Source organism: Stutzerimonas frequens, from assembly GCF_024448335.1.
Classification (GTDB): Bacteria; Pseudomonadota; Gammaproteobacteria; order Pseudomonadales; family Pseudomonadaceae; genus Stutzerimonas; species Stutzerimonas frequens.
In genome coordinates this window covers 101946-120930 of the sequence record NZ_JAMOHM010000011.1, presented here as the reverse complement: position 1 = coordinate 120930, position 18985 = coordinate 101946, and the positions used below count along the sequence as shown (strand labels likewise).

Genomic DNA, 18985 nt, shown 5'->3' with positions numbered 1-18985 from the left:
GGCCAGTTAGGCGCGATAGCCTGGCGGAGCTAAGAGCAGACCTCCACCGGTGTGGGTCGGAGCGCATTGCCGGCTATACATCTGGCAGTCATCGTCGGATCTGTCCGCCTGTAACGCCATTGCTCTATGGGCGGCATCCCTTCCGCCTTCAGTCGTAGACGTCGGAACGCCGCCGGTTGGTCAGTTGGCTACAGCGGCCAGATCCAGAGGATCGTCGGCACCGCGCAGAGCACCACCAGGATCGACAGCGGCAACCCCAGCCGCCAGTAATCACCGAAGCGGTAACCGCCCGGGGCCATCACCAGGGTGTTGGACTGATGCCCGATGGGCGTCAGGAATGCACAGGAGGCGCCGATCGCCACCGCCATCAGGAAAGGATCGACCGAGGCGTCCATGCCACGCGCCAGGCTGATCGCCACTGGCGCGGCGAGCACCGCGGCGGCGGCATTGTTGACCACGTTGGAGATCAGCATCACCGCCACCATCAGCAGCGCCAGCGTCGCTGCTGCTGGCAGTGACTGGCCGACCGAGAGCAGGGCGTCGGCGATCAGTTGCGAGCCGCCACTGGTCTCCAGCGCTTGGCCTACCGGCAGCATCGCGGCCACCAGCACGATTACCGGCATGTCGATGCTCTCGTAGATGCGTCCGACGGGGATCAACCCGACCAGGATCATCACCAGCGCGCCGGTGACCAGCGCGGTGGCAGCCGGCAGCAGGCCGAAGGCGATGGTTGCGAGGGTAATGGCGAAGACCGCGCTGGCCAGCAGTACGTTGCGCGGGGTGGTGATGCTCAGGCCGCGCGATGCCAGCGGCAGGCAACCCAGGCTGTTGAGAGTCGACTGCAGGGCATCCTCGCGGGTCTGCAGCAGGAGAATGTCGCCTGCGGCGAAGCGGATCTTGCCGAGCCGCTGGCGCAGCCGCTGCCCTTGGCGAGCGACGGCTAGCACGTTGACGCCGTGGCGCTCGCGCAGATCGAGGCCGCTGGCGGTCGTGCCCACCAGTATCGAGCCGGGGGAGATGATGGCTTCGGCCAGCGTCAGCTCGCCGTGCCGGCTCTTGTGGCTCTTGCGTGCTTTCTCTTGCTCGACGGCTTGCTCGGTGGCGTCCCGCTCTTCGCGGGCCTCATCGTCATGCTCGTCGACATTGGCGGCCAGTTCGACGCCGGTTACGTCGAGCAGCGCCTTGAGGCTGTCGGAGTCGGCTTCTACCAAGAGGATGTCGCCTTCGCGCAGCACCTCGTAGGTCGACGGCATGCGCTGGCGCTCGTCGCCGCGGACCAGGGCGATCACCTGCACGTCGGCTTCCTCCTTCACCGCACCGATCAGCGCGTGCAGCGTGCGCCCGGCGTACTTGCAGCCTTCCGGCACCCGCACTTCGGTGAGGTAGGCGCTGATCTCGAAGAGGTCGCCATTGCCTTCCTGTTCCTGGCGCCGCGGCACCAGCCGCCAGCCGAGCAGGGCAATGAACAGCACGCCGGCGACCGTCACCGCGGCGCCCACCGGCAGGAAGGCGAACATGCCGAAGGGCGACTCGCCGGCCTCGGCGCGGTAGCCGGCGATGATCAGGTTGGGCGGGGTGCCGATCAGCGTGAGGGTGCCGCCGAGCAGCGAACCGAACGCCAGTGGCATCAGCAGATACGACGGGGAGCGCCCGCTCTGGCGTGACATCCAGATCGCCACCGGCATGAACAGCGCCAGCGCGCCGACGTTGTTCATGAAGCCCGAGCTGAGCGCGACGATCCCGGTCAGCGCGGCGACCTGTGCCCATGGCCGATCGCCGACCTGCATCAGCCGCCGCGCCACGCTGTCCACCACGCCTGCATTGAGCAGGCCGCGGCTGAGCACCAATACCGCGGCCACCGAAATCACCGCCGGATGGCCGATACCGGCGAACACCTCGTCCGCCGGCACCACGCCGGTCAGTGCGCAGGCGAGCAGCGCACCCAGTGCGACCAGGTCGTAGCGCCAGCGATTCCAGACGAACAGCACCAGCGTTGCCGCCAGTACGCCAAAGACGATCAGCTGTTCGCCGGTCATGTACTTTTCTCCGAGCCGCCAGGAACCCGCAGCGCATCGGCGCTGTAGTTCGGGGCGGTAATGCCAGTGGAAACCACGCTGAGGTGTTGCGCTGCAGGCCACCCGTCTGCAGGGGTAATGCGGCTGTCATAAACAGACTGCAGCTGCTGCGCAAAGGTGCCAGCAGGTTATGGCAAAAATGTGCGCTGCGGGGCAAGGTGGCGGCACAACAATTCGAAAGGTCCTTGCCATGCCCGAGTCCGTTGCCCTGTGTTGCCGCGATGGTTATGCGCTGTCTGCGCAGCTGTGGAACCCGCAAGGTCCGGCGCGCGGCGCGGTGATCATCAGCTGCGCCACCGGCGTGCTGTCGCGCTATTACGCGCGCTATGCGAGCTTTCTCAACGAGCACGGTTTCACTGCACTGACCTACGACTTTCGCGGCATCGGCGGCTCGCGACCGCAGCGCCTGCGCGACATGCAAATGCGCTGGCGCGACTGGGGCGAGTACGACTTCGACGCCGCGGTGCGCTATATGCGTGAGCGTGATCCGCACGGGCTGCTGGTGGCGGTGGGGCACAGTGCCGGTGGCTTCATGCCGGGCTTTGCCGAGGCCGCCAGCGGGGTGGACCGCTACCTCAACGTGGCCGGGCAGTATGCCTACTGGCGCGACTACGCCGCCGAGCAGCGCCTGCGCATGTACGCCAAGTGGCACCTGTTCATGCCCGCGGTGACCCGCCTGGCTGGCTATTTTCCGGGGCGCCGCCTTGGCTGGCTGGAAGATCTGCCAGCGGGCGTCGCGCTGGAGTGGTCCCGGCGCGGGGCACGGCTGGAAGACAGCTATCCGCCTGACGAGCACGAACTGCTGTTCAGCCGTTTCGGTGCGATCCGGGCGCCGATGCTGGCGGTCAGTACCAGCGACGATGAATTCGCCACGCCGGCGGCCATGCGCCGGGGGCTCGGCTATTTCCGCAACAGCCCGCGCCAGCTGGTGCAGCTCAATCCTCGCGCGATGGGCTTCGAGCGCATCGGGCATTTCGGTCTGTTCCACGACCGGCATCGAAACGGCTTCTGGCGCGAGTCGCTGGAATGGATCGCCGAGGGACGCAATCCCTGGCTCGCCGACGAGGTGATCGAACCCGGCGCGGTTCCTGCGGGCGACGCCGCCATTCCCTTCGGCACGCCGTCGGGCTATAAGCCTCGCCCATGAACAAGAGCGCCCTTCAGCAGCAGATCATCGCCACCCTCGAAGCCGACCGCGAGGTCGCCAAGTCCGTGCTGGCCGCGACCCACGAGGCCGCCACCCATGCCGAGAGCAAAGCCGAGAACAAGTACGACACCCGCGGGCTGGAGGCGGCCTATCTTGCCGATGGCCAGCGCCGCCGCCTGCACGAGATCGAGACGGCGCTGGCCGCCTATCGCAACCTGCAGTCCGGTGCGAGCGTGGATGGCCGGGCGCGGGTCGGTGCGCTGCTCTGCCTGGATCACGACGGCGCCGAGCGCTGGTTCTTTCTCGGGCCGGATGCGGCGGGGTTGAAGCTGCAGCATGACGGGCGGGAAATCCTGGTCATCACGCCGCGTTCGCCATTGGGGCAGGGGCTGCTCGGCCGCGAGGTGGGGGATGAGGTGGAGTTGAAGGTGAACGGGCAGGCGCAGCGCTATGAGGTGCTGCAGATCGCCTAGCGTCGGTATGTAGCATGGGCTTCAGCCCGCCAAGGGCATTGGTGTGGCGGGCGGCGGGCTAAAGCCCACCCTACGGGTCCGTTGGGCTACGGCTAGGAAGCGTTACGGATCGTGTAGCGCCGGCTATGTAGGGTGGGCTTCAGCCCACCGAAGGCATCGGTGTGGCGGGCGGTGGGCTAAAGCCCACCCCAGGGGGCGAGTAGGTTTCAACGCGTCTGTAGGGCACGGCGCAAAGGCCCGCTCAATCGGCCGCGCGCGGTTTTCTCGTCCGAGCGCCGCTCCCTCTGCGTGGCGAGGCGCTGCGTTTCTTCTTCCACGGTTTGCCGTTGCGGCCGGCGGCCACCGGTGGACCGCTGATGGTCATGCGCAACCCGGCGCAGCGTTCCATCAGCTTGCTCATCCATGCCGATTGCTTGGCGACGAATTCCTCCAACGGCATTTCGCCGCTCTGCACCATGTCCAGCGCCTGCTCCCAGATCGCCGTGGTCCCGGGGTCGGCAATCGGCCGCGGCACGGCGTCGATCAGGCTGAACGCCGCCGCTGTCGCCGCCAGCGCCTTGCCCTGGCGAACCAGATAGCCGCGGTCGAGCAGGCCCTGGATGATCCCGGCGCGAGTCGCTTCGGTGCCGATACCGGTGGTGTCCTTGAGTTTCTGTTTCAACCGCGGATCATCCACCAGCTTGGCGACGTTCTTCATCGCTTTGATCAGGTCGCCTTCGGTGAAGGGCTTGGGGGGTTGAGTCTGCTGGTCCTTGAGCATGACTTCGCCCACGGCATAGTCATGGCCCTGCTGCAGCGCTGGCAGGCTCTGCGGCGCATGTGCCTCGCGATTGCCCCTTGCCGGCGCCAGCGCTTCGGGCATGGCGTGTTTCCAGCCGGGCTCGACGACCCGCTTGCCCACCGCCCGCAAGGCCTGGGCGGCGCAGTCGAAGTCGGCCTGGGTGCGGTCGTACTCGTGGTTGGGCAGGAACTGCGCCAGGTAGCGCGTGCGGATCAGCTCATACACCGCACGCGGGCGCCCGGCCAGGCGTTCCAGACCACGCGCGGCGGCGGTTGGGATGATGCCGTGGTGGGAGCCGACCTTGGCGTCGTTCCAGGCCCGCGAGCGGCGCGACAGGTCCAGATGCGGCTCAAGCGCCGCGAGCGTCGGGTCGGCTTGAGTCAACGCAGCGACAATCGCGCGCGCTTCGCCGTGCTGGCTCAGCGGCAGGTAGCCGCAATCGCTGCGCGGGTAGGTGATCAGCTTGTGGGTTTCGTACAGCGCCTGGGCGATGTCGAGGGTTTCCTGGGCGCCGAGGCCGAGCTTCTTCGAGCAGACTTCCTGCAGCGTGCCGAGATCGAACGGCAAGGGTGCCGCTTCGCGCTGCCGCTCGGTCTTGAGCTTCAGCAGGCGAGCGCTGGCGGCGTTGCGCATGGCGTCCGCAGCCTGCTGCGCACGAGCCTGATCAAGGCAGCGGCCCTGGTCATCGCAAAGGTCGTCCGGCGCCTGCCACTGCGCGGTGAACGCGGCGCCATCGGCGAGCAGCTGCACGTCGATGGCCCAGAACGGCACCGGGATGAAATCGGCGATGCTGCGATCGCGGTCCACCACCAGACGCAGCGTCGGCGTCTGCACGCGGCCCACCGGCAGCACGCCCTGATAACCGGACTGGCGGCCGAGTAGGGTGAACAGCCGGCTCATGTTCATGCCGATCAGCCAGTCGGCGCGCGAGCGGCCGAGGGCGGCGTGGTAGAGATTGAAAGTCTCGGCGCCGGGCTTGAGCGCAGCCAGCGCCTTGCGGATCGAGGCGTCGTCCAGTGCCGACAGCCACAACCGGCGGATCGGCCCGCGATAGCGGCAGTGCTCGACCAGCTCGCGGGCGATCATCTCGCCTTCGCGGTCGGCGTCGGTGGCGATCACCAGTTCGCTGCATTCGCCGAGCAGACGCTTGACCGCCTTGAACTGGCTGGCGGTCTTCGGCTTGACCAGCATCTTCCAGCGCTCCGGCACGATTGGCAGGTCCGCCAGCACCCAGCGCTTGTAGCGTGGGTCATAGGCGTCCGGCGGGGCGGTCTCCAGCAAGTGGCCGATGCACCAGGTCACCGTCACCCCTGCACCCTGCAGGCAGCCGTCGCCGCGCCGGTTGGCGCCGAGAGCCTTGGCGATGTCGCGGGCCTGGGAGGGTTTTTCGCAGAGGAAGAGCTGCATGCGCGGCGATGACGGCGGTGGGTGATGGCGCGAAGCATGTGCACAAATGGCGCGTCAGGCAATCATTATCTGTATGTGCATACAGTTATTTTGCGCGGATGCCCTGCGTTCTTGAGCGTGATCAAGTCTGGAGACGGCACGCAGGCTTAGCCTGTACAGCCTGCAACAACGCCACGAGGGCATGTGCGATGGCCAAGAAATTCCCGCTCAACCCACCGCATCCGGAGCGCATTTGCTGGGGCTGCGACCGCTATTGCCCAGCCACCTCGCTGGCCTGCGGCAATGGCGCCGACCGCACCATGCATCCGTCTGAAATCCTCGGCGAGGATTGGCACACCGTCGGCGGCTGGGGCAACGAGGCGGAGATCATCGTCAGCACCCGGAACGAGCCCTCCTGAGTCGGCTATTCGCGATCGGCGAAACGCTGCACCACCACACTGCCAATGATGTCGCCCTCGACGTTGACCGCCGTGCGCACGGTATCCAGCAGGCGGTCGATGGGCAGCAGGATCGCCACCGCCTCGGCCGGCAGGCCGACCGCCTGCAACACCATCACCATGGTCACCATGCCGGCGCTGGGAATTCCCGGTGCGCCGGTGGACGCGATCATCGCGGTGAAGAACACCACCGCCTGTTGCGCCAAGCTCAGCTCGATACCCATCAGATTGGCGACGAACAGCGCTGCTGCCGCTTCGTAGAGTGCGGTGCCGTCCATGTTCATGGTTGCGCCAAGCGGCAGCACGAAGCCGGCGATGCCGGGTCGCACCTTGAGGTTGTCCTCCGCGCAGCGCAGGGAGATCGGCAACGTCGCCGCGCTGGAGCTGGTGGCGAACGCCGTGATCAGCGCCTCGCGGGTGCCGCGGAAGAACCACAGCGGCGATTTGCCGGTCGTGAGAAAGAGAATGCCCGGCAACACCACGATGCCGTGGAACAGCGTGGTGGCGAACACCAGCACGATGAAGCCGCCCACCGCACTGAGCAGCGCCACATCCTGCTCGGCCACCAGCTTGATCAGCAGCGCGAGGATGCCCAGCGGGGCCAGGCGCATGATCCAGCTGATGATGCGCATCATCAGTTCGAGAAATTCCTGCAGCACCACGAGGATATTGCGATAGCGGTCGCCACCGGCTACCAGAGCGATGCCGATGAACATGGCGAACACCACGACGGCCAGGATGCTGCCGTTGGCCAGCGCGGCGAAGGGGTTCTGGAACAGGTTGGCGAAGAAGTGCAGGAAGAACTCGGGTAGCGTCAGCTGACGCGCCTCGAAGTCGTTCATCGCCTCGGCGAACAGATCCAGCGACAGCCCCGCGCCCGGCTTGAACAGGTTCGCCGCGACCAGCGCCACCAGCATCGCCGCACTGGTGGTGAGGGTGAAGTAGACCAGCGCGCCGCCCCACACCCGGTGCACCTGATGGTGCGCCTGCAGATTGGCCACGCCGACCACGATGGAGGTGAAGATCAGCGGGATCAGCACCATCTTCAGCAGGCCGATGAAGATGCTGCCGGCCAGGGTGCTGGCGTAGAGCACGCCTTCGCGCAAGGGTGCGTCGGTCGGCAGCGTGCCGGTCAGCCAGCCGATGGCCACACCCAGGCAGGCCGCGATAAGAATCTGCAGGTTGAGATTGGGCAAAGGGGTGGCTCCTCGAATCGGTAGCGGTGGCGCTGAGCAAGAGAATGAACGCTGCGGCAAAAGTTCGCATCGCGCGGCGTGCAATCATACAGACGCGACGCAACCGACGTGCCAATGACCTGGCGTCGGCCGGCCGCTGACAAAGTCACGCAGCTGGGTTTTCATGACGGGGCAGGTAGAAGAGGCGCGAGTCATGAGCGATCAGGACATCGAACAACGCATCGCCCGCGATATCGCCAGATGGCAGCGCGGCGTGCAGGAAAAAGGCGAACCGCTGGTGGTGGACGAAGGCTGGCTGCAGACGCCGCCGGGCCTGCGCTTGCCATTTTCGGTGCTGAAGAGCGCCGGGGTGCCGCCACGGGAAGTGGAGTTGCTGGCGCAGCGTGCCGCGTTGCGCAAACGGCTGGATGCCTGCAGCGATGCGCAGCAGCGTGCGCGACTGGAGCGCGAGCTGAGCGAGCTGGAGCAGCACATCGCCTTCCGGCTGGAGGCGTTGCAGCGCCTGGGTCGCGGTTGAGCGCTGGCAACTGGCGTTCGCCCGGCGCTGGAGTAGCATGCGTATTCGGTCAATTCCTACAGGGAAAAGCACGTGGCTACAGCACGAATCGGATTTCTGCCGGCGGCGTTGATCGCCGCGGCGGTGGCCTTTGCCGGCTGGTCGGTGGGGCAGGGCGTGGAGCGTTTCCGCATGGCCGACCGCACGGTGACGGTCAAGGGCCTGGCGGAGATGGACGTGAAGAGCGACTTCGCGGTGTGGACGCTGGGCTTTCGCCGTGGTGGCGATCAGTTCGCCGAGGTGCAGAAGGGGCTCAGCGAGGATCGCCAGCGGGTGCTGGACTTCCTCCGCGAGCAGGGCTTCACCGACGAGGAGCTGGAGGTGCGGCCGTTGCAGGTGCAGGATCTGCTGGCGCGTGAGTGGGCCTCGCGCGATGTGGCGCTGCGCTTCAACGGCCAGGGTCAGGTGCTGGTCAAGTCCGAGCGCGTCGATGCCGTGGGCAAGGCAGCCAATGCGGTCGATCCGCTGATCTTGGCCGGTGTCCAGCTGGATACCGAGGTCAACGGCTTCGCCGGGCCGCACTATCAGTTGCGTGGTTTCAACGAGCTGAAGCCGCAGTTGCTGGAAGCGGCGACCAGCAATGCCCGTGAGCAGGCGACGCGCTTCGCCGAGGATGCTGGTGCCACGCTGGGGCGCTTGAAGAATGCCAACCAGGGGGTGATTCGGGTGATCGATGACGATGGCAGCGATATGGACAGTGGCCGGACCATCGGGAAGCGGTTGCGGGTGGTGAGTACGTTTGAGTACACCCTGGATTGATATAGGGCGTTTAAGCGTCCTGTGTGTCTGGCGGCGGAGGGTTTCGCGTGATGGCGGTTGGCGATTTCCGAGTCGCTTGAAGGCTTGGTTTCGCCCTGCTGGGCGAGTCACTTTTTCCAGGCGCTGAAAAAGTAACCAAAAACGCTTTGCCCCTGCATCCGGCCCCGGCTTTGCCGGGGTTCGTTCTCTCCGCCGCCGCTCCGAGGGTCGCCGTACAAGGGCCATCCATGGCCCTTTACGGCTCTCGCCGCATCCCTGCGGCTCGCCCCTCTCCGCGACGGCTCCGCTCACCCTCCTGAAGGGGCGTTTGGAGTTGCCTGAGGGTTCTTTAGTCAATTACAGACACAAACCAGGTTCTCCTCGATCTGTCAGGCAACTCGGACTCGTTCCCCCGTCAGGAGGCCGAGCGTAGGCGTTGCGTAGGGGGACGCGAGGCAGGACGCCGAGCGAGGAGTGAAGGGACAGGGACGTCCCTTCGCGACGGCCCCCGGAGCAACGCCGGAGGGAGGGAAGTTTTGCGAAGCAAAACCCGGATGTCGGGGTGGCCTTCTCTTTGGTTACTTTCTCTTGGCCAGACAAGAGAAAGTGACTCGGCCGGAGGGCCGAAACCAGCCGTGTCGGCTTACTCAGTAATCGCCTGATGCAAGTGCCAGCCCAATAGCGCCAGCAACGATCCCCGTTCGTTCCAACCGGCCCGACAAATCAATGCCCCGGCTGCCAGGGCTGCCCCAGCGACACCGGCGCGTACAGCCGCGTACGGATCGCATCCCGCGACAGCAGTACCAGCACCAGAATGGTCGCCACATACGGCAGCATCGCCAGCAGGTTGCCGGGGATCGCCAGGCCGAGGCCCTGGGCCACCAGGTGCAGGATGCTGGCCAGACCGAACAGGTAGGCGCCGAGCAGGACGCGGCTCACCCGCCAGCTGGCGAACACCACCAGGGCCAGGGCGATCCAGCCGCGGCCGGCGGTCATGTTTTCCGCCCACATCGGCGTGTACGCCAGCGACATGTAGCCGCCGGCAAGCCCGGCCATGGCGCCGCCGAACATCACCGCCAGGGTGCGCACGCGCAGCACCGGCAGGCCCATGGCGCTGGCGGCGTTGGGGTTTTCGCCGACGGCCTGGATGATCAGGCCGATGCGGCTTTTCAGCAGCACCCAGGCCACCAGGGCGAACAGTGCGAAGGACAGGTACACCAGCAGATCCTGAGCGAACAGCATGCGGCCGATCACGGGGATTTCGCTGAGCAGCGGAATGGCGATTGGCTCGAAGCCGGCCAGTGGCTTGCCGACCCAGCTGGCACCGACGAAGGACGACAGGCCGACGCCGAAGATGGTCAGCGCCAGGCCCGTGGCGACCTGATTGGCGTTGAAGCCCAGCGCCACCATGGCGAACAGCAGCGAGAGCAGCACGCCGGCCAGGCAGGCGAACAGCACGCCGAGCCAGAGGTTGCCGCTGGCGAAGGCGACGATGAAGCCGATCACCGCGCCGAACAGCATCATGCCTTCCTGGCCGAGGTTGAGTACGCCGGTCTTTTCGCACACCAGCTCGCCGAGGGCGACCAGCAGCAGCGGCGTACCGGTGCGGATCATGGCGTAGAAGATATTGGTCAGCAGATCCATGTCCATCGGTCAGGCCTCGAACTTCAAGCGGCAGGCAGCGGGTGAAAAGGGAAGTAGCGCAGCGCGGACGATCATGTGGCCGGCTCCTCTTTGGCGCTGACGAGCTGGGGCTTGCGCGCCCACAGTTTCAGGCGCGGGCGGTAGAGGATCAGCACGTCGCAGGCGAGCAGGAAGAACAGCACCATGCCCTGGAACAGCTGGGTGATGGACTGCGGCAGGTTGGCCGCCATCTGCGCGTTCTCGCCACCGAGGTAGAGCAGCGCCATCAGCAGGCTGGCGAAGACGATGCCGATGGGGTTGAGACGGCCGAGGAAGGCCACGGTGATCGCCGCGTAGCCGTAGCCCGGCGACACCTGCGGCACCAGCTGGCCGATCGGCCCGGTGACTTCGGCGACGCCGGCCAGCCCGGCCAGGCCGCCGCTGATCAGCAGGGCGATCCACACCAGCTTCTTGTCGCGGAAGCCGACAAAGCCGGCGGCGCGCTTGTCCAGGCCGAGCACCTTGATCTGGAAGCCGAGAAAGCTCTTCTGCAGCAGCACCCAGACCACTACCAGCGCCAGCAGGGCGAAGTAAAAGCCGGCATGCACGCGCAGCCCTTCGATCAGCTCGGGCAGCCGCGTGGCGTCGCCGAACATCGCCGACTCGGGGAAGTTGAAGCCTTCCGGGTCCTTCAGCGGGCCGTGCACGGCGAACAGCAGCAGGTTCAGCGCGATGTAGTTGAGCATGATGCTGGTGAGGATTTCGTTGGCGTTGAACGCCGTCTTCAGCCAGGCGCAGAGCCCGGCCCAGGCGGCGCCGCCGAGCGTGCCGAGCAGCAGCGTCAGCACCAGTGCCCAGCGCGAGTCCCAGTCGATGATGTTGACCGCCAGCGCGCTGCCGGCCAGGGCGCCGATGAGCAGCTGGCCTTCGGCGCCGATGTTCCAGATGCGTGCGTTGTAGACCACCGCCAGGCCCAGCGCGCAGAGCAGGATCGGCAGCGCCTTGACCAGCAGTTCGGAGACGCCGTAGAGATCGCCGAGCGGGTCGATCAGCAGCACCTTGAGGGTTTCCAGCGGCGGATGGCCGAGCAGGGCGAACAGCAGCGCGCCGCTCAGCAGCGTCAGCAGCGCGGCCAGCAGCGGGGAGCACCAGAGCATGGCCCGTGAGGCCTCGCCGCGGGGTTGCAGGGATAACAGCATGATGGATTCTCGTCAGGCGGCAGAGGTGGAAACGGGGGCGTCGCTGGTCTCGAACTGGCCGGCCATCCAGCGGCCGACTTCGACTGGGCAGGTGCTGGCGGTAGCGCGCTGCGGCGACAGTCGGCCGTCGCTCAGGGCGGCGATGCGGTCGCTGATCTGGAACAGCTCCTCGAGGTCTTCGGAGATCACCAGGATCGCCGCGCCGGCATCGCGCAGGTCGATCAGCGCGCGATGAATCGCCGCCGCCGCGCCGACATCGACGCCCCAGGTCGGGTGCGCGGCGATCAGTAGCTTCGGCTGCTGCAGGATCTCGCGCCCGAGGATGAATTTCTGCAGGTTGCCACCGGACAGGCTCGCCGCCGGGGTCTGTGCGTCCGGCGTCTTCACGGCGAAACGCTGGATGACCTGTTCGGCGAAGGCGCGCACCTTGCCGCGGCGGATCATGCCCTGCTCGACCATGCCGGTCTGCTGGAAGGCGGTAAGCAGGCCGTTGTCGGCCAGGCTCATGCTCGGCACCGCGCCGTGACCGAGACGCTCGGCCGGCACGAAGGCCATACCGTGGCGACGGCGGGCATCGGGGCGCAGGTGGGCGACGTCGTCGCCGAGAAAACGAATGCGCATGGCCTGTGCGGCCGGCAGGCGCTGTTCGCCACTGAGCAGGGCGAGCAGTTCGTCCTGGCCGTTGCCGGCGACTCCGGCGATGCCGACGATCTCGCCGGCGCGTACCTCCAGGTCCACCTCCTCGAGGGACACGCCGAACGGATCGACGTTGTGCCAGGACAGCCGCTCCACCCGCAGGAACGGCGCGCGGCCCTCGCTCTTCGGGTATTCGGCTTCCAGCCCTTCGGCATCGCCGACCATCAGCCGCGCCAGTTCCAGGTCCGAGCATTCGGCCGGTATGCATTCACCGGATACGCGACCGGCGCGCAGTACCGTGGCGCTCTGGCACAGCGCGCGCACTTCATTGAGCTTGTGGCTGATGAACAGGATGCTGCAGCCCTCGGCCGCCAGCCGGCGCAGGGTGATGAACAACTCGTCGGCCTCCTGCGGGGTGAGCACCGAGGTCGGTTCGTCGAGGATCAGCAGGCGGATGTCCTGCATCAGGCAGCGGATGATCTCCACCCGCTGGCGCTCGCCGATGGACAGGCTGTGCACCAGCCGTTGCGGCTCCAGCGGCATGCCGTAGCGCTGCGAGACCTCACGGATCTTCGGCTCCAGCTGCTTCGGCGTACCGGCCTTGGCGCCCAGCGCCAGGGCGATGTTCTCCGCCACCGAGAGCGTCTCGAACAGCGAGAAGTGCTGGAACACCATGCCGATGCCGCGTTCGCGGGCCTGGGCCGGATCGCGCATCGTCACCCGTTCGCCCTGCCAGTGGATTTCGCCGGCGTCCGGCTGGGTCACGCCGTAGATGATCTTCATCAGCGTGCTCTTGCCGGCGCCGTTCTCGCCGAGCAGGGCGTGGATCTCGCCCGGCTGGATCGACAGGTCGATACGATCGTTGGCCAGGCAGCCTGGGTACTGTTTGGTGATGCCGCAGAGCTTGAGGCGCGCGGTCTGGGATTCGGGCATGGAGGCGTCCGCTGGGTTTTTCATGACCAGGGTGTAGCAAAAAGCTGGCCAGGCAGTCAGGAATTGAGGTGCGACGTGGCCACGGCAGCTGCGCCACCGGTTGGCCATGCGACGATGTTAGCCGGTGCATCGCTTTGGTGCTTCACTCGATGACACTGTCGTGCCAATGCACCGCCATGGGGCGGGACGACCTGGGGCCGGATGGGCTGCTAAGCTAACCGTCCTTTCCGCTCCCACCGGTTTGCCTGCAAATGAACCAACTGGACCTTCATTCCGCCGAGGAAACGATTGCCCAGCGTGCCGCCCTGGCGCGGCTGATCGATGGCCTCGTGTGCGACGACGGCATGCATCCCACCGCCATCGACGATCTCTTCCTGATCCGCTGCAGCGCGCCGAGCGAACTGGTGCACGGGCTGCACAAGCCGGCGCTGTGCATCATCGTGCAGGGCAGCAAGGAGGTGCGCCTGGGCGATGAGCTGTACACCTACGATGCGCTGCACTACCTGGTGGTCTCGGTCACTGTGCCGGTGGCCGGTCGCGTGCTGGAGGCCTCCTCCGCCGAGCCGTACCTCTGTATCCGCCTGGATATCGACCCGGCGATGGTCGCCACCCTGGTGGCCGAAAGCGCGCCGTTGAGCCAGCCCGTGGAAGGGGCTGCGCGCGGGGTCTATCTGGACCGCATCGATGCGCCGTTGCTCGACGCCACGCTGCGCCTGGTGCGGCTCTTGGCCAGCCCGCAGGACATCCCGGTGCTGGCGCCGCTGGCCATGCGCGAGATCTTCTACCGCCTGCTCTGCGGTCGCCAGGGGCGCCATCTGCATGAGATCGCAGTGCGCGACAGCCAGGGCCATCGCGTCACCCGCGCCATCGAATGGCTGAACCGCAACTACGTCGAGCCGCTGCGCATCGAGGAACTGGCACAGCGGGTCAACCTCAGCAGCTCGACGCTGCATCACCGCTTCAAGGCGCTCACCTCGATGAGCCCGCTGCAGTACCAGAAGCAGCTGCGCCTGCAGGAGGCGCGGCGGCTGCTGATCGCCGAGGGGCTCGATGTGTCCAGCGCCGGCTACCGGGTCGGCTACGAAAGCCCCTCGCAGTTCAGCCGCGAGTACAGCCGGCTGTTCGGCGCCTCGCCGGTGAAGGATTTAGCCCGGCTGCGCAGCACGGCCTGAGAGCCTGTTTACGATCTGCTGCGCGTCGGCCCTGCTGCGTTAAAAACAGGCTCGGATGCTCATTTACATCAGTAAACTCCGCGTCCTCGCCTGTTTGATTCGCTAGCGCTCACCCTGCGGGCCAGCCTTCGGCTGTTACTCCCGTTGGTCGTTGCGCCTTGCAGGACTCTAGCTCGCTAGATCGTAGACAGGCTCTAAAATTCAGCGCGACGCCGGGTCCGGCACCTCGCGCAATGCCTGGGCGGCATCGATGGCGCGGGGAAAGCCGGCCGTCACGGTGGTCAGGTAGACCACCTCCTTCAGCTCCTCACGGGTGACGCCCAGACGCAGCGCGTAGCCGGCGTGGATCTTCATGTAGGGCAGATTGCCCTGGGCGGCGAAGGCGGCGACCGCGGCCAGCTGGCGGGTGCGGTCATCCAGCTCGCTGCGTCCCCAGACATCGCCCAGCGCATAGCCGGTGATGCCCTCGGCGAGAAACGGATAGTCCTCGCGCAGCGCCTCGAGCACCGGTTGCCCGGCCCCGCCGGACAGGTGCTCGATGACCGCCATGCCACGCTCGTGGCGCTCGTTGCCGGCGGCGTCCAGCGAGGCGAGGGTAAGCGAGCTGAACACGGCCAGGTATGCCGCCGCCAGGGTGTTGCTGGTATGAAGGCTCATGGCGGCGTCCTCAGTAGGGGCTGGCGGTGGGACGCACCACCAGCTCGCTGACGTCGACATCGGCCGGCTGGCCGATGGCATAGGCGATGGCGCGGGCGATGGCGTCGGCCGGAATGGCGATGCGGCGGAAGTCGTCCATGGCCGAGCGGGCGGTGTCATCGGAAATGCTCTCGGCCAGTTCCGATTCGGTGACGCCGGGCGAAACCAGGGTCACGCGAATATCGCCGCCGACCTCCTGACGCAGGCCTTCTGAGATGGCGCGCACCGCGTACTTGGTGGCGCAGTACACCGCCGCGGTCGGGCTCACCGCGTAGACGCCGATGGATGCGATGTTGACGAACTGGCCGGCGCGCTGGCGCTGCATCAGCGGCAGGCCGGCGGCGATGCCGTGCAGCACGCCACGGATGTTCACGTCGATCATGCGGTTCCACTCGTCGACCTTCAGCGCATCCAGCGGCGAAAGCGGCATCACCCCGGCGTTGTTGATGATCACGTCAACGCGGCCGAAGCGCTGTTCGGCGAAGTCGACGAAGGCCTGGGTGTCCTCGCGGCTGGTTACGTCCAGCGCGCGGCAGGCGGCAACGCCACCGCGTTCGCCGATCTCGGCGACCAGCTTTTCCAGCCGTTCGAGACGCCGCGCGCCCAGCACGACGGTTGCGCCCTGGGCCGCCAGCAGGCGGGCCGTGGCTTCACCGATGCCGCTGCTGGCGCCGGTGATGAGTACGATTTTGCCGGTGATGTTCGACATGGGGTTGTCCTCCGCAGGTGGATTCGGGCGACGTCGGTTACGCCGTGGTTCGAATACTGCGATGGAGGACGGTGCCGGCGTTATGGCGATCCTGCCGGGCGCTTGCCTGATTCTGGCGCTGCCTACCAGATGCCTTCGTGCAGGGCGGCCGCTTCGTCCTCCAGCAGCGGGCCGAGCACCTCGACCTTGCGCTGGCCGGCGTCGAAGACGATGCGGCACGGCAAGTCCAGTGTCGGGTTTTCCGGATGGTTACCGGTGAGGTCCTTCAGGCTGCGCTCGGAAAGGCCGTAGACCACGCGCCCAAGACCGACCCAGTAGGCGGCGCCAGCGCACATGGCGCAGGGTTCGGCGGAGGTGTACATGGTGCAGCGCGAGAGGAATTCCGGCGTGTAGCGGGTCGAGGCGCGGGTCATCAGCACCCGCTCGGCATGGCCGGTCATGTCGTGGTCGGGCATGTAGGCGTTGCCCTGTTCCAGCAGCACCTCGCCGTCCGGCCCGACCAGGATGGCGCCGAACGGATGGGTGCCGTTTTCCAGCGCGCGGCGGGCGACGTCGAAGCTTTTGCGCAGCAGGGCGAGATCGTCGAGAGGCATGGCGTTATCCAGACTGAGATGAAGAGGTGGTGGGCTTCAATGCCCGCCCTTGGGCAGGCTCCAGGGAAAGCAGATCTTCTGCAGCAGCCCGATCAGGTGGAACAGCAGCAGGCTGATCACCACCAGCATCATCAACGCGGCGAAGGCTTGCGGCACCTGGAACATCGAGGTGGAGAAGTTGATGAAGTAGCCCAGGCCTTTTTCCGCCGCGACGAACTCGGCGACCACCGCACCGATCACCGCGAGGGTGATGGAGATGCGCAGCGCCGAGAACAGGTGTGGAATCGCATAGGGCAGGCGGATGTTGCGGTACTCGCGGGCCTTCGACGCGCCCAGCGAGCGCGACAGTTCCACCAGCTCTTCCGGCGTCGCCAGGAGGCCGGTGACGCAGGACACCACGATGGGGAAGAAGGCGATCAGGAAGGTGATGAACACCCGCGGCAGGTCGCCGGCGCCCATCACCACCACGATGATCGGCGCTACCGCGACGATGGGTGTGGACTGCACGATGACCAACAGCGGATAGAGCGTGCGCGACATCAGTCGCGAGGACGCCAGGGCGATGGCCAGCGGGATGCCGATCAGGATCGACAGGCCGTAGCCCATCAGTGTCACCCGCAGGGTGGCGAAGATGTGCTCGGCCCAGGCACCGAGGCCGACCTTCTGCGTCGCCGCGAGAATGGCGCTGGGCGAGGGCAGCACGAAGCTTGGCAGCTTGAGCAGGCGGCAGGCCGCCTCCCAGACCAGCAGCAGGACGACGAAGGCGAGCCAGGGCGCGAGGCGATCGGCCTGCGTCTTCAGGCGATGTGTCCTGGGCTTAATGGTCGGCATGGCGCGAGAAGACCTTGCGGCGGATATGGTTGGCGAGCTCATTGAAACGGGGCTCCGTGAGGGTCTGCATGGACCGCGGACGCGGCAGGTCGACTTCGATGATTTCCTGCACGCGGCCGGGGCGTGCCGACATCACCAGGATGCGGTCGGCCAGCAGCAGCGCTTCGGGAATCGAGTGGGTGATGAACAGCACCGTCTTCGGGCGCTGGGTCCAGATATTCAGCAGCTCCAGGCTCAGCTCGTCGCGGGTCAGGGCGTCGAGTGCCGAGAACGGCTCGTCCATCAGCAGGATTTCCGGGTCGTGCAGCAACGCCCGGGCGATCGCCGCGCGTTGCTGCATGCCGCCGGAGAGTTCGTCCGGGCGCTTGTTGCCGAATTCCTTGAGCCCCACCAGTTCCAGCAGCTCCTCGCCGCGGAGGATCTCCTGGGCGGTGACGCGGCCGTACTTGTGGCGCATGGGAAAGGTCAGGTTGTCGCGGATGTTCAGCCAGGGCAGCAGTGTCGGCTTCTGGAAGACGATGCCGATCTCGTCGCGCGGGCCGTCCACCGGGCTGCCGTAGATGCTGACCTGGCCGTGGGTCGGTCGCACCAGCCCGGCGAGGATGCGCAGCAGCGTGGATTTGCCGCAGCCCGAGGGGCCGAGCACGGCGATGAACTCGTGACGGCCGATGTCGAAACTGGCGTTATCCAGCGCCACCACCTCGCTGCCATCGGAGGAGGTGAAGACCTGGCTGACCCGATCGAAGCTGATGTTGGGGCGCGGCGTGGCGGGCAGGACGGCAGCATTCATGGCTTCACTCGCTCAGGCTGGTGTCGATGGCGCTGGCCGGGTCGAGGGCATCGATCTGCATGCCCTGTGCCTTGGCGACCCATTCCCAGGTGGTGGCCAGCCGCTTGGCGTCGAAGCCCGGGCCCTCGGCATCGCTGATCTCGTTCTGCATCAGCGGCACCGAGGCGACGAACTGCTCTTCGGCCTGCTGCTCGTCGACTTCGGCGACCATCTTCTTCAACGCCGCGGCCGCGGCAGCCGGGTCGGCGATGGCGTTCTTCTGCGCCTGCTGGTAGGCCTTGACGAACTTCTTCGCGACCTCGGGATGGCTCTGCACGAAGCGCTGCGACGCCACCAGCGACAGGCCGTAGCCCTCGAAGCCGTATTCCGACCAGGGGATGGTCTTCAGCGTCTTGTCCGCCTCGCCAAGGGCACGGACGAAGCCGGGCGCGACGGTCAGCCAGTTGATGGTGGCATCCACCTTGCCGGTGGCGAGCATCGGTGCCAGCGCGCCGGGGTCGAGCTTGAGCAGCTTGACGCTGGCCGGGTCGATGCCGTTGCGCTCCAGCAGCAGCGGCCAGACCACGTTGGAGGCGGAGAAGGTCGGGGTGGCGACCGTCTTGCCGACGATGTCCTTGAAGCTCTCGATGCCCGAGCCTTCGGTGGTGAAGAAGGCGTCTGGCTGCTTGTTGTAGATCGGCGCCACGGCCACCACCGGCACCTCACCCTGGGCCTTGGCCTGCAGCAGCGAGGCCAGGCCGGCCGAGCCGAAGTCGGCGCTGTTGGTGGCCAGCTTGGTCACCACGTCGCTGCCACCGCGGGCACTGGCGATCTCCACTTCGATACCTTCGGCGGCGAACAGGCCCTGTTCGACACCGAGGTAGATCGCCGCCTTGTCGCCGGCCGGCAGCCAGTCGTTGAGCCAGCGCACCTTGTCGGCGGCCAGGGCGGATTGGCTGAACAGCGCGAACAAGGCGCTGGCGAGCAGGGTTTTCTTGAACATGGTGAAGCTCC

General features: G+C 66.6%; 18 protein-coding genes. 6 read left to right on the top strand and 12 right to left on the bottom strand.

Translation table 11 applies throughout. From position 1 onward, the window contains the following. Nucleotides 1-188 precede the first annotated feature (188 nt). Entirely contained in the window at nt 189-2036 is a 1848-nt protein-coding gene (locus tag NAO55_RS15665; RefSeq protein WP_102839950.1) for an SLC13 family permease, read from the bottom strand. A gap of 229 nt (nt 2037-2265) precedes the next feature. Here NAO55_RS15665 and NAO55_RS15660 point away from each other — a divergent pair, with 229 nt between their 5' ends. Together NAO55_RS15660 and NAO55_RS15655 are read left to right on the top strand one after the other, a co-directional pair. Next, nucleotides 2266-3222 carry an alpha/beta hydrolase family protein gene (locus NAO55_RS15660; protein ID WP_102839951.1) on the top strand — a complete coding sequence of 319 codons (957 nt, stop codon included), beginning with the start codon at nt 2266-2268 and terminating at the stop codon, nt 3220-3222. Further along, nucleotides 3219-3695, top strand: coding sequence for a GreA/GreB family elongation factor (locus NAO55_RS15655; RefSeq protein WP_102839952.1), 477 nt, complete (start codon nt 3219-3221; stop codon nt 3693-3695). Before NAO55_RS15660 ends, NAO55_RS15655 begins: the two co-directional genes overlap by 4 nt. Nucleotides 3696-3936: 241 nt before the next feature. Here the strand turns inward: NAO55_RS15655 and NAO55_RS15650 are convergent, their stop codons facing one another. Continuing rightward, nucleotides 3937-5883: a DNA topoisomerase III gene (locus NAO55_RS15650; RefSeq protein ID WP_102839953.1), complete on the bottom strand. Its 1947-nt coding sequence runs from the start codon at nt 5881-5883 to the stop codon at nt 3937-3939. Between the two features lie 188 nt (nt 5884-6071). Between NAO55_RS15650 and NAO55_RS15645 the strand changes: the two genes are divergently transcribed. Then, nucleotides 6072-6281 carry a DUF3079 domain-containing protein gene (locus NAO55_RS15645; RefSeq protein WP_063542673.1) on the top strand — a complete coding sequence of 70 codons (210 nt, stop codon included), beginning with the start codon at nt 6072-6074 and terminating at the stop codon, nt 6279-6281. A 5-nt stretch (nt 6282-6286) separates the two neighbouring features. On the opposite strand, the gene NAO55_RS15640 is transcribed toward NAO55_RS15645, so the two are convergent. Continuing rightward, nucleotides 6287-7516, bottom strand: a complete 1230-nt coding sequence (locus tag NAO55_RS15640) for a dicarboxylate/amino acid:cation symporter (protein WP_102839954.1) — start codon at nt 7514-7516, stop codon at nt 6287-6289. Between the two features lie 193 nt (nt 7517-7709). Here NAO55_RS15640 and NAO55_RS15635 point away from each other — a divergent pair, with 193 nt between their 5' ends. Both NAO55_RS15635 and NAO55_RS15630 read left to right on the top strand, forming a co-directional pair. Next, on the top strand, nt 7710-8033 hold the full coding sequence (locus NAO55_RS15635) for a hypothetical protein (RefSeq protein WP_014821140.1): 324 nt from the start codon (nt 7710-7712) through the stop codon (nt 8031-8033). Between the two features lie 72 nt (nt 8034-8105). Next, nucleotides 8106-8831 (top strand): SIMPL domain-containing protein, encoded by a 726-nt coding sequence (locus tag NAO55_RS15630; protein WP_102839955.1) that lies wholly within the window; start codon nt 8106-8108, stop codon nt 8829-8831. Between the two features lie 702 nt (nt 8832-9533). On the opposite strand, the gene NAO55_RS15625 is transcribed toward NAO55_RS15630, so the two are convergent. From NAO55_RS15625 to NAO55_RS15615, 3 genes are all read right to left on the bottom strand, one after another. Further along, complete coding sequence (locus NAO55_RS15625; protein WP_011914010.1) at nt 9534-10460, bottom strand: ABC transporter permease; 927 nt, start codon at nt 10458-10460, stop codon at nt 9534-9536. A gap of 65 nt (nt 10461-10525) precedes the next feature. After that, entirely contained in the window at nt 10526-11632 is a 1107-nt protein-coding gene (locus NAO55_RS15620) for an ABC transporter permease (RefSeq protein ID WP_102839956.1), read from the bottom strand. A gap of 12 nt (nt 11633-11644) precedes the next feature. Continuing rightward, nucleotides 11645-13201: an ABC transporter ATP-binding protein gene (locus tag NAO55_RS15615; RefSeq protein ID WP_102839957.1), complete on the bottom strand. Its 1557-nt coding sequence runs from the start codon at nt 13199-13201 to the stop codon at nt 11645-11647. A 251-nt stretch (nt 13202-13452) separates the two neighbouring features. Here NAO55_RS15615 and NAO55_RS15610 point away from each other — a divergent pair, with 251 nt between their 5' ends. Continuing rightward, complete coding sequence (locus NAO55_RS15610) at nt 13453-14373, top strand: AraC family transcriptional regulator (protein ID WP_102839958.1); 921 nt, start codon at nt 13453-13455, stop codon at nt 14371-14373. A gap of 201 nt (nt 14374-14574) precedes the next feature. On the opposite strand, the gene NAO55_RS15605 is transcribed toward NAO55_RS15610, so the two are convergent. The 6 genes from NAO55_RS15605 to NAO55_RS15580 form a co-directional block, all read right to left on the bottom strand. After that, nucleotides 14575-15030, bottom strand: a complete 456-nt coding sequence (locus tag NAO55_RS15605) for a carboxymuconolactone decarboxylase family protein (RefSeq protein ID WP_102839959.1) — start codon at nt 15028-15030, stop codon at nt 14575-14577. 10 nt (nt 15031-15040) lie between these two features. Further along, on the bottom strand, nt 15041-15778 hold the full coding sequence (locus tag NAO55_RS15600; RefSeq protein WP_102839960.1) for an SDR family oxidoreductase: 738 nt from the start codon (nt 15776-15778) through the stop codon (nt 15041-15043). Nucleotides 15779-15900: 122 nt separating this feature from the next. Next, the gene (locus NAO55_RS15595; RefSeq protein WP_003280143.1) at nt 15901-16371 is read right to left on the bottom strand and encodes a nucleoside deaminase; all 471 of its coding nucleotides are present in this window, start codon (nt 16369-16371) and stop codon (nt 15901-15903) included. Nucleotides 16372-16407: 36 nt separating this feature from the next. Further along, the gene (locus NAO55_RS15590) at nt 16408-17202 is read right to left on the bottom strand and encodes an ABC transporter permease (protein WP_102839961.1); all 795 of its coding nucleotides are present in this window, start codon (nt 17200-17202) and stop codon (nt 16408-16410) included. Then, on the bottom strand, nt 17189-17992 hold the full coding sequence (locus tag NAO55_RS15585) for an ABC transporter ATP-binding protein (RefSeq protein WP_102839962.1): 804 nt from the start codon (nt 17990-17992) through the stop codon (nt 17189-17191). Before NAO55_RS15585 ends, NAO55_RS15590 begins: the two co-directional genes overlap by 14 nt. A 4-nt stretch (nt 17993-17996) precedes the next feature. Then, entirely contained in the window at nt 17997-18974 is a 978-nt protein-coding gene (locus NAO55_RS15580) for an ABC transporter substrate-binding protein (protein WP_102839963.1), read from the bottom strand. Nucleotides 18975-18985 lie beyond the last annotated feature (11 nt).

What these genes read in the sequence shown, in the direction of transcription:
- NAO55_RS15635 (WP_014821140.1), top strand. Translation starts at nt 7,710, where the DNA reads ATGAGCGATCAGGACATCGAACAACGCATCGCCCGCGATATCGCCAGA.
- NAO55_RS15610 (WP_102839958.1), top strand. Translation starts at nt 13,453, where the DNA reads ATGAACCAACTGGACCTTCATTCCGCCGAGGAAACGATTGCCCAGCGT.
- NAO55_RS15660 (WP_102839951.1), top strand. Translation starts at nt 2,266, where the DNA reads ATGCCCGAGTCCGTTGCCCTGTGTTGCCGCGATGGTTATGCGCTGTCT.
- NAO55_RS15580 (WP_102839963.1), bottom strand. Translation starts at nt 18,974, where the DNA reads ATGTTCAAGAAAACCCTGCTCGCCAGCGCCTTGTTCGCGCTGTTCAGC.
- NAO55_RS15620 (WP_102839956.1), bottom strand. Translation starts at nt 11,632, where the DNA reads ATGCTGTTATCCCTGCAACCCCGCGGCGAGGCCTCACGGGCCATGCTC.
- NAO55_RS15595 (WP_003280143.1), bottom strand. Translation starts at nt 16,371, where the DNA reads ATGCCTCTCGACGATCTCGCCCTGCTGCGCAAAAGCTTCGACGTCGCC.
- NAO55_RS15585 (WP_102839962.1), bottom strand. Translation starts at nt 17,992, where the DNA reads ATGAATGCTGCCGTCCTGCCCGCCACGCCGCGCCCCAACATCAGCTTC.
- NAO55_RS15600 (WP_102839960.1), bottom strand. Translation starts at nt 15,778, where the DNA reads ATGTCGAACATCACCGGCAAAATCGTACTCATCACCGGCGCCAGCAGC.
- NAO55_RS15615 (WP_102839957.1), bottom strand. Translation starts at nt 13,201, where the DNA reads ATGCCCGAATCCCAGACCGCGCGCCTCAAGCTCTGCGGCATCACCAAA.
- NAO55_RS15590 (WP_102839961.1), bottom strand. Translation starts at nt 17,202, where the DNA reads ATGCCGACCATTAAGCCCAGGACACATCGCCTGAAGACGCAGGCCGAT.
- NAO55_RS15650 (WP_102839953.1), bottom strand. Translation starts at nt 5,883, where the DNA reads ATGCAGCTCTTCCTCTGCGAAAAACCCTCCCAGGCCCGCGACATCGCC.
- NAO55_RS15655 (WP_102839952.1), top strand. Translation starts at nt 3,219, where the DNA reads ATGAACAAGAGCGCCCTTCAGCAGCAGATCATCGCCACCCTCGAAGCC.
- NAO55_RS15645 (WP_063542673.1), top strand. Translation starts at nt 6,072, where the DNA reads ATGGCCAAGAAATTCCCGCTCAACCCACCGCATCCGGAGCGCATTTGC.
- NAO55_RS15605 (WP_102839959.1), bottom strand. Translation starts at nt 15,030, where the DNA reads ATGAGCCTTCATACCAGCAACACCCTGGCGGCGGCATACCTGGCCGTG.
- NAO55_RS15625 (WP_011914010.1), bottom strand. Translation starts at nt 10,460, where the DNA reads ATGGACATGGATCTGCTGACCAATATCTTCTACGCCATGATCCGCACC.
- NAO55_RS15665 (WP_102839950.1), bottom strand. Translation starts at nt 2,036, where the DNA reads ATGACCGGCGAACAGCTGATCGTCTTTGGCGTACTGGCGGCAACGCTG.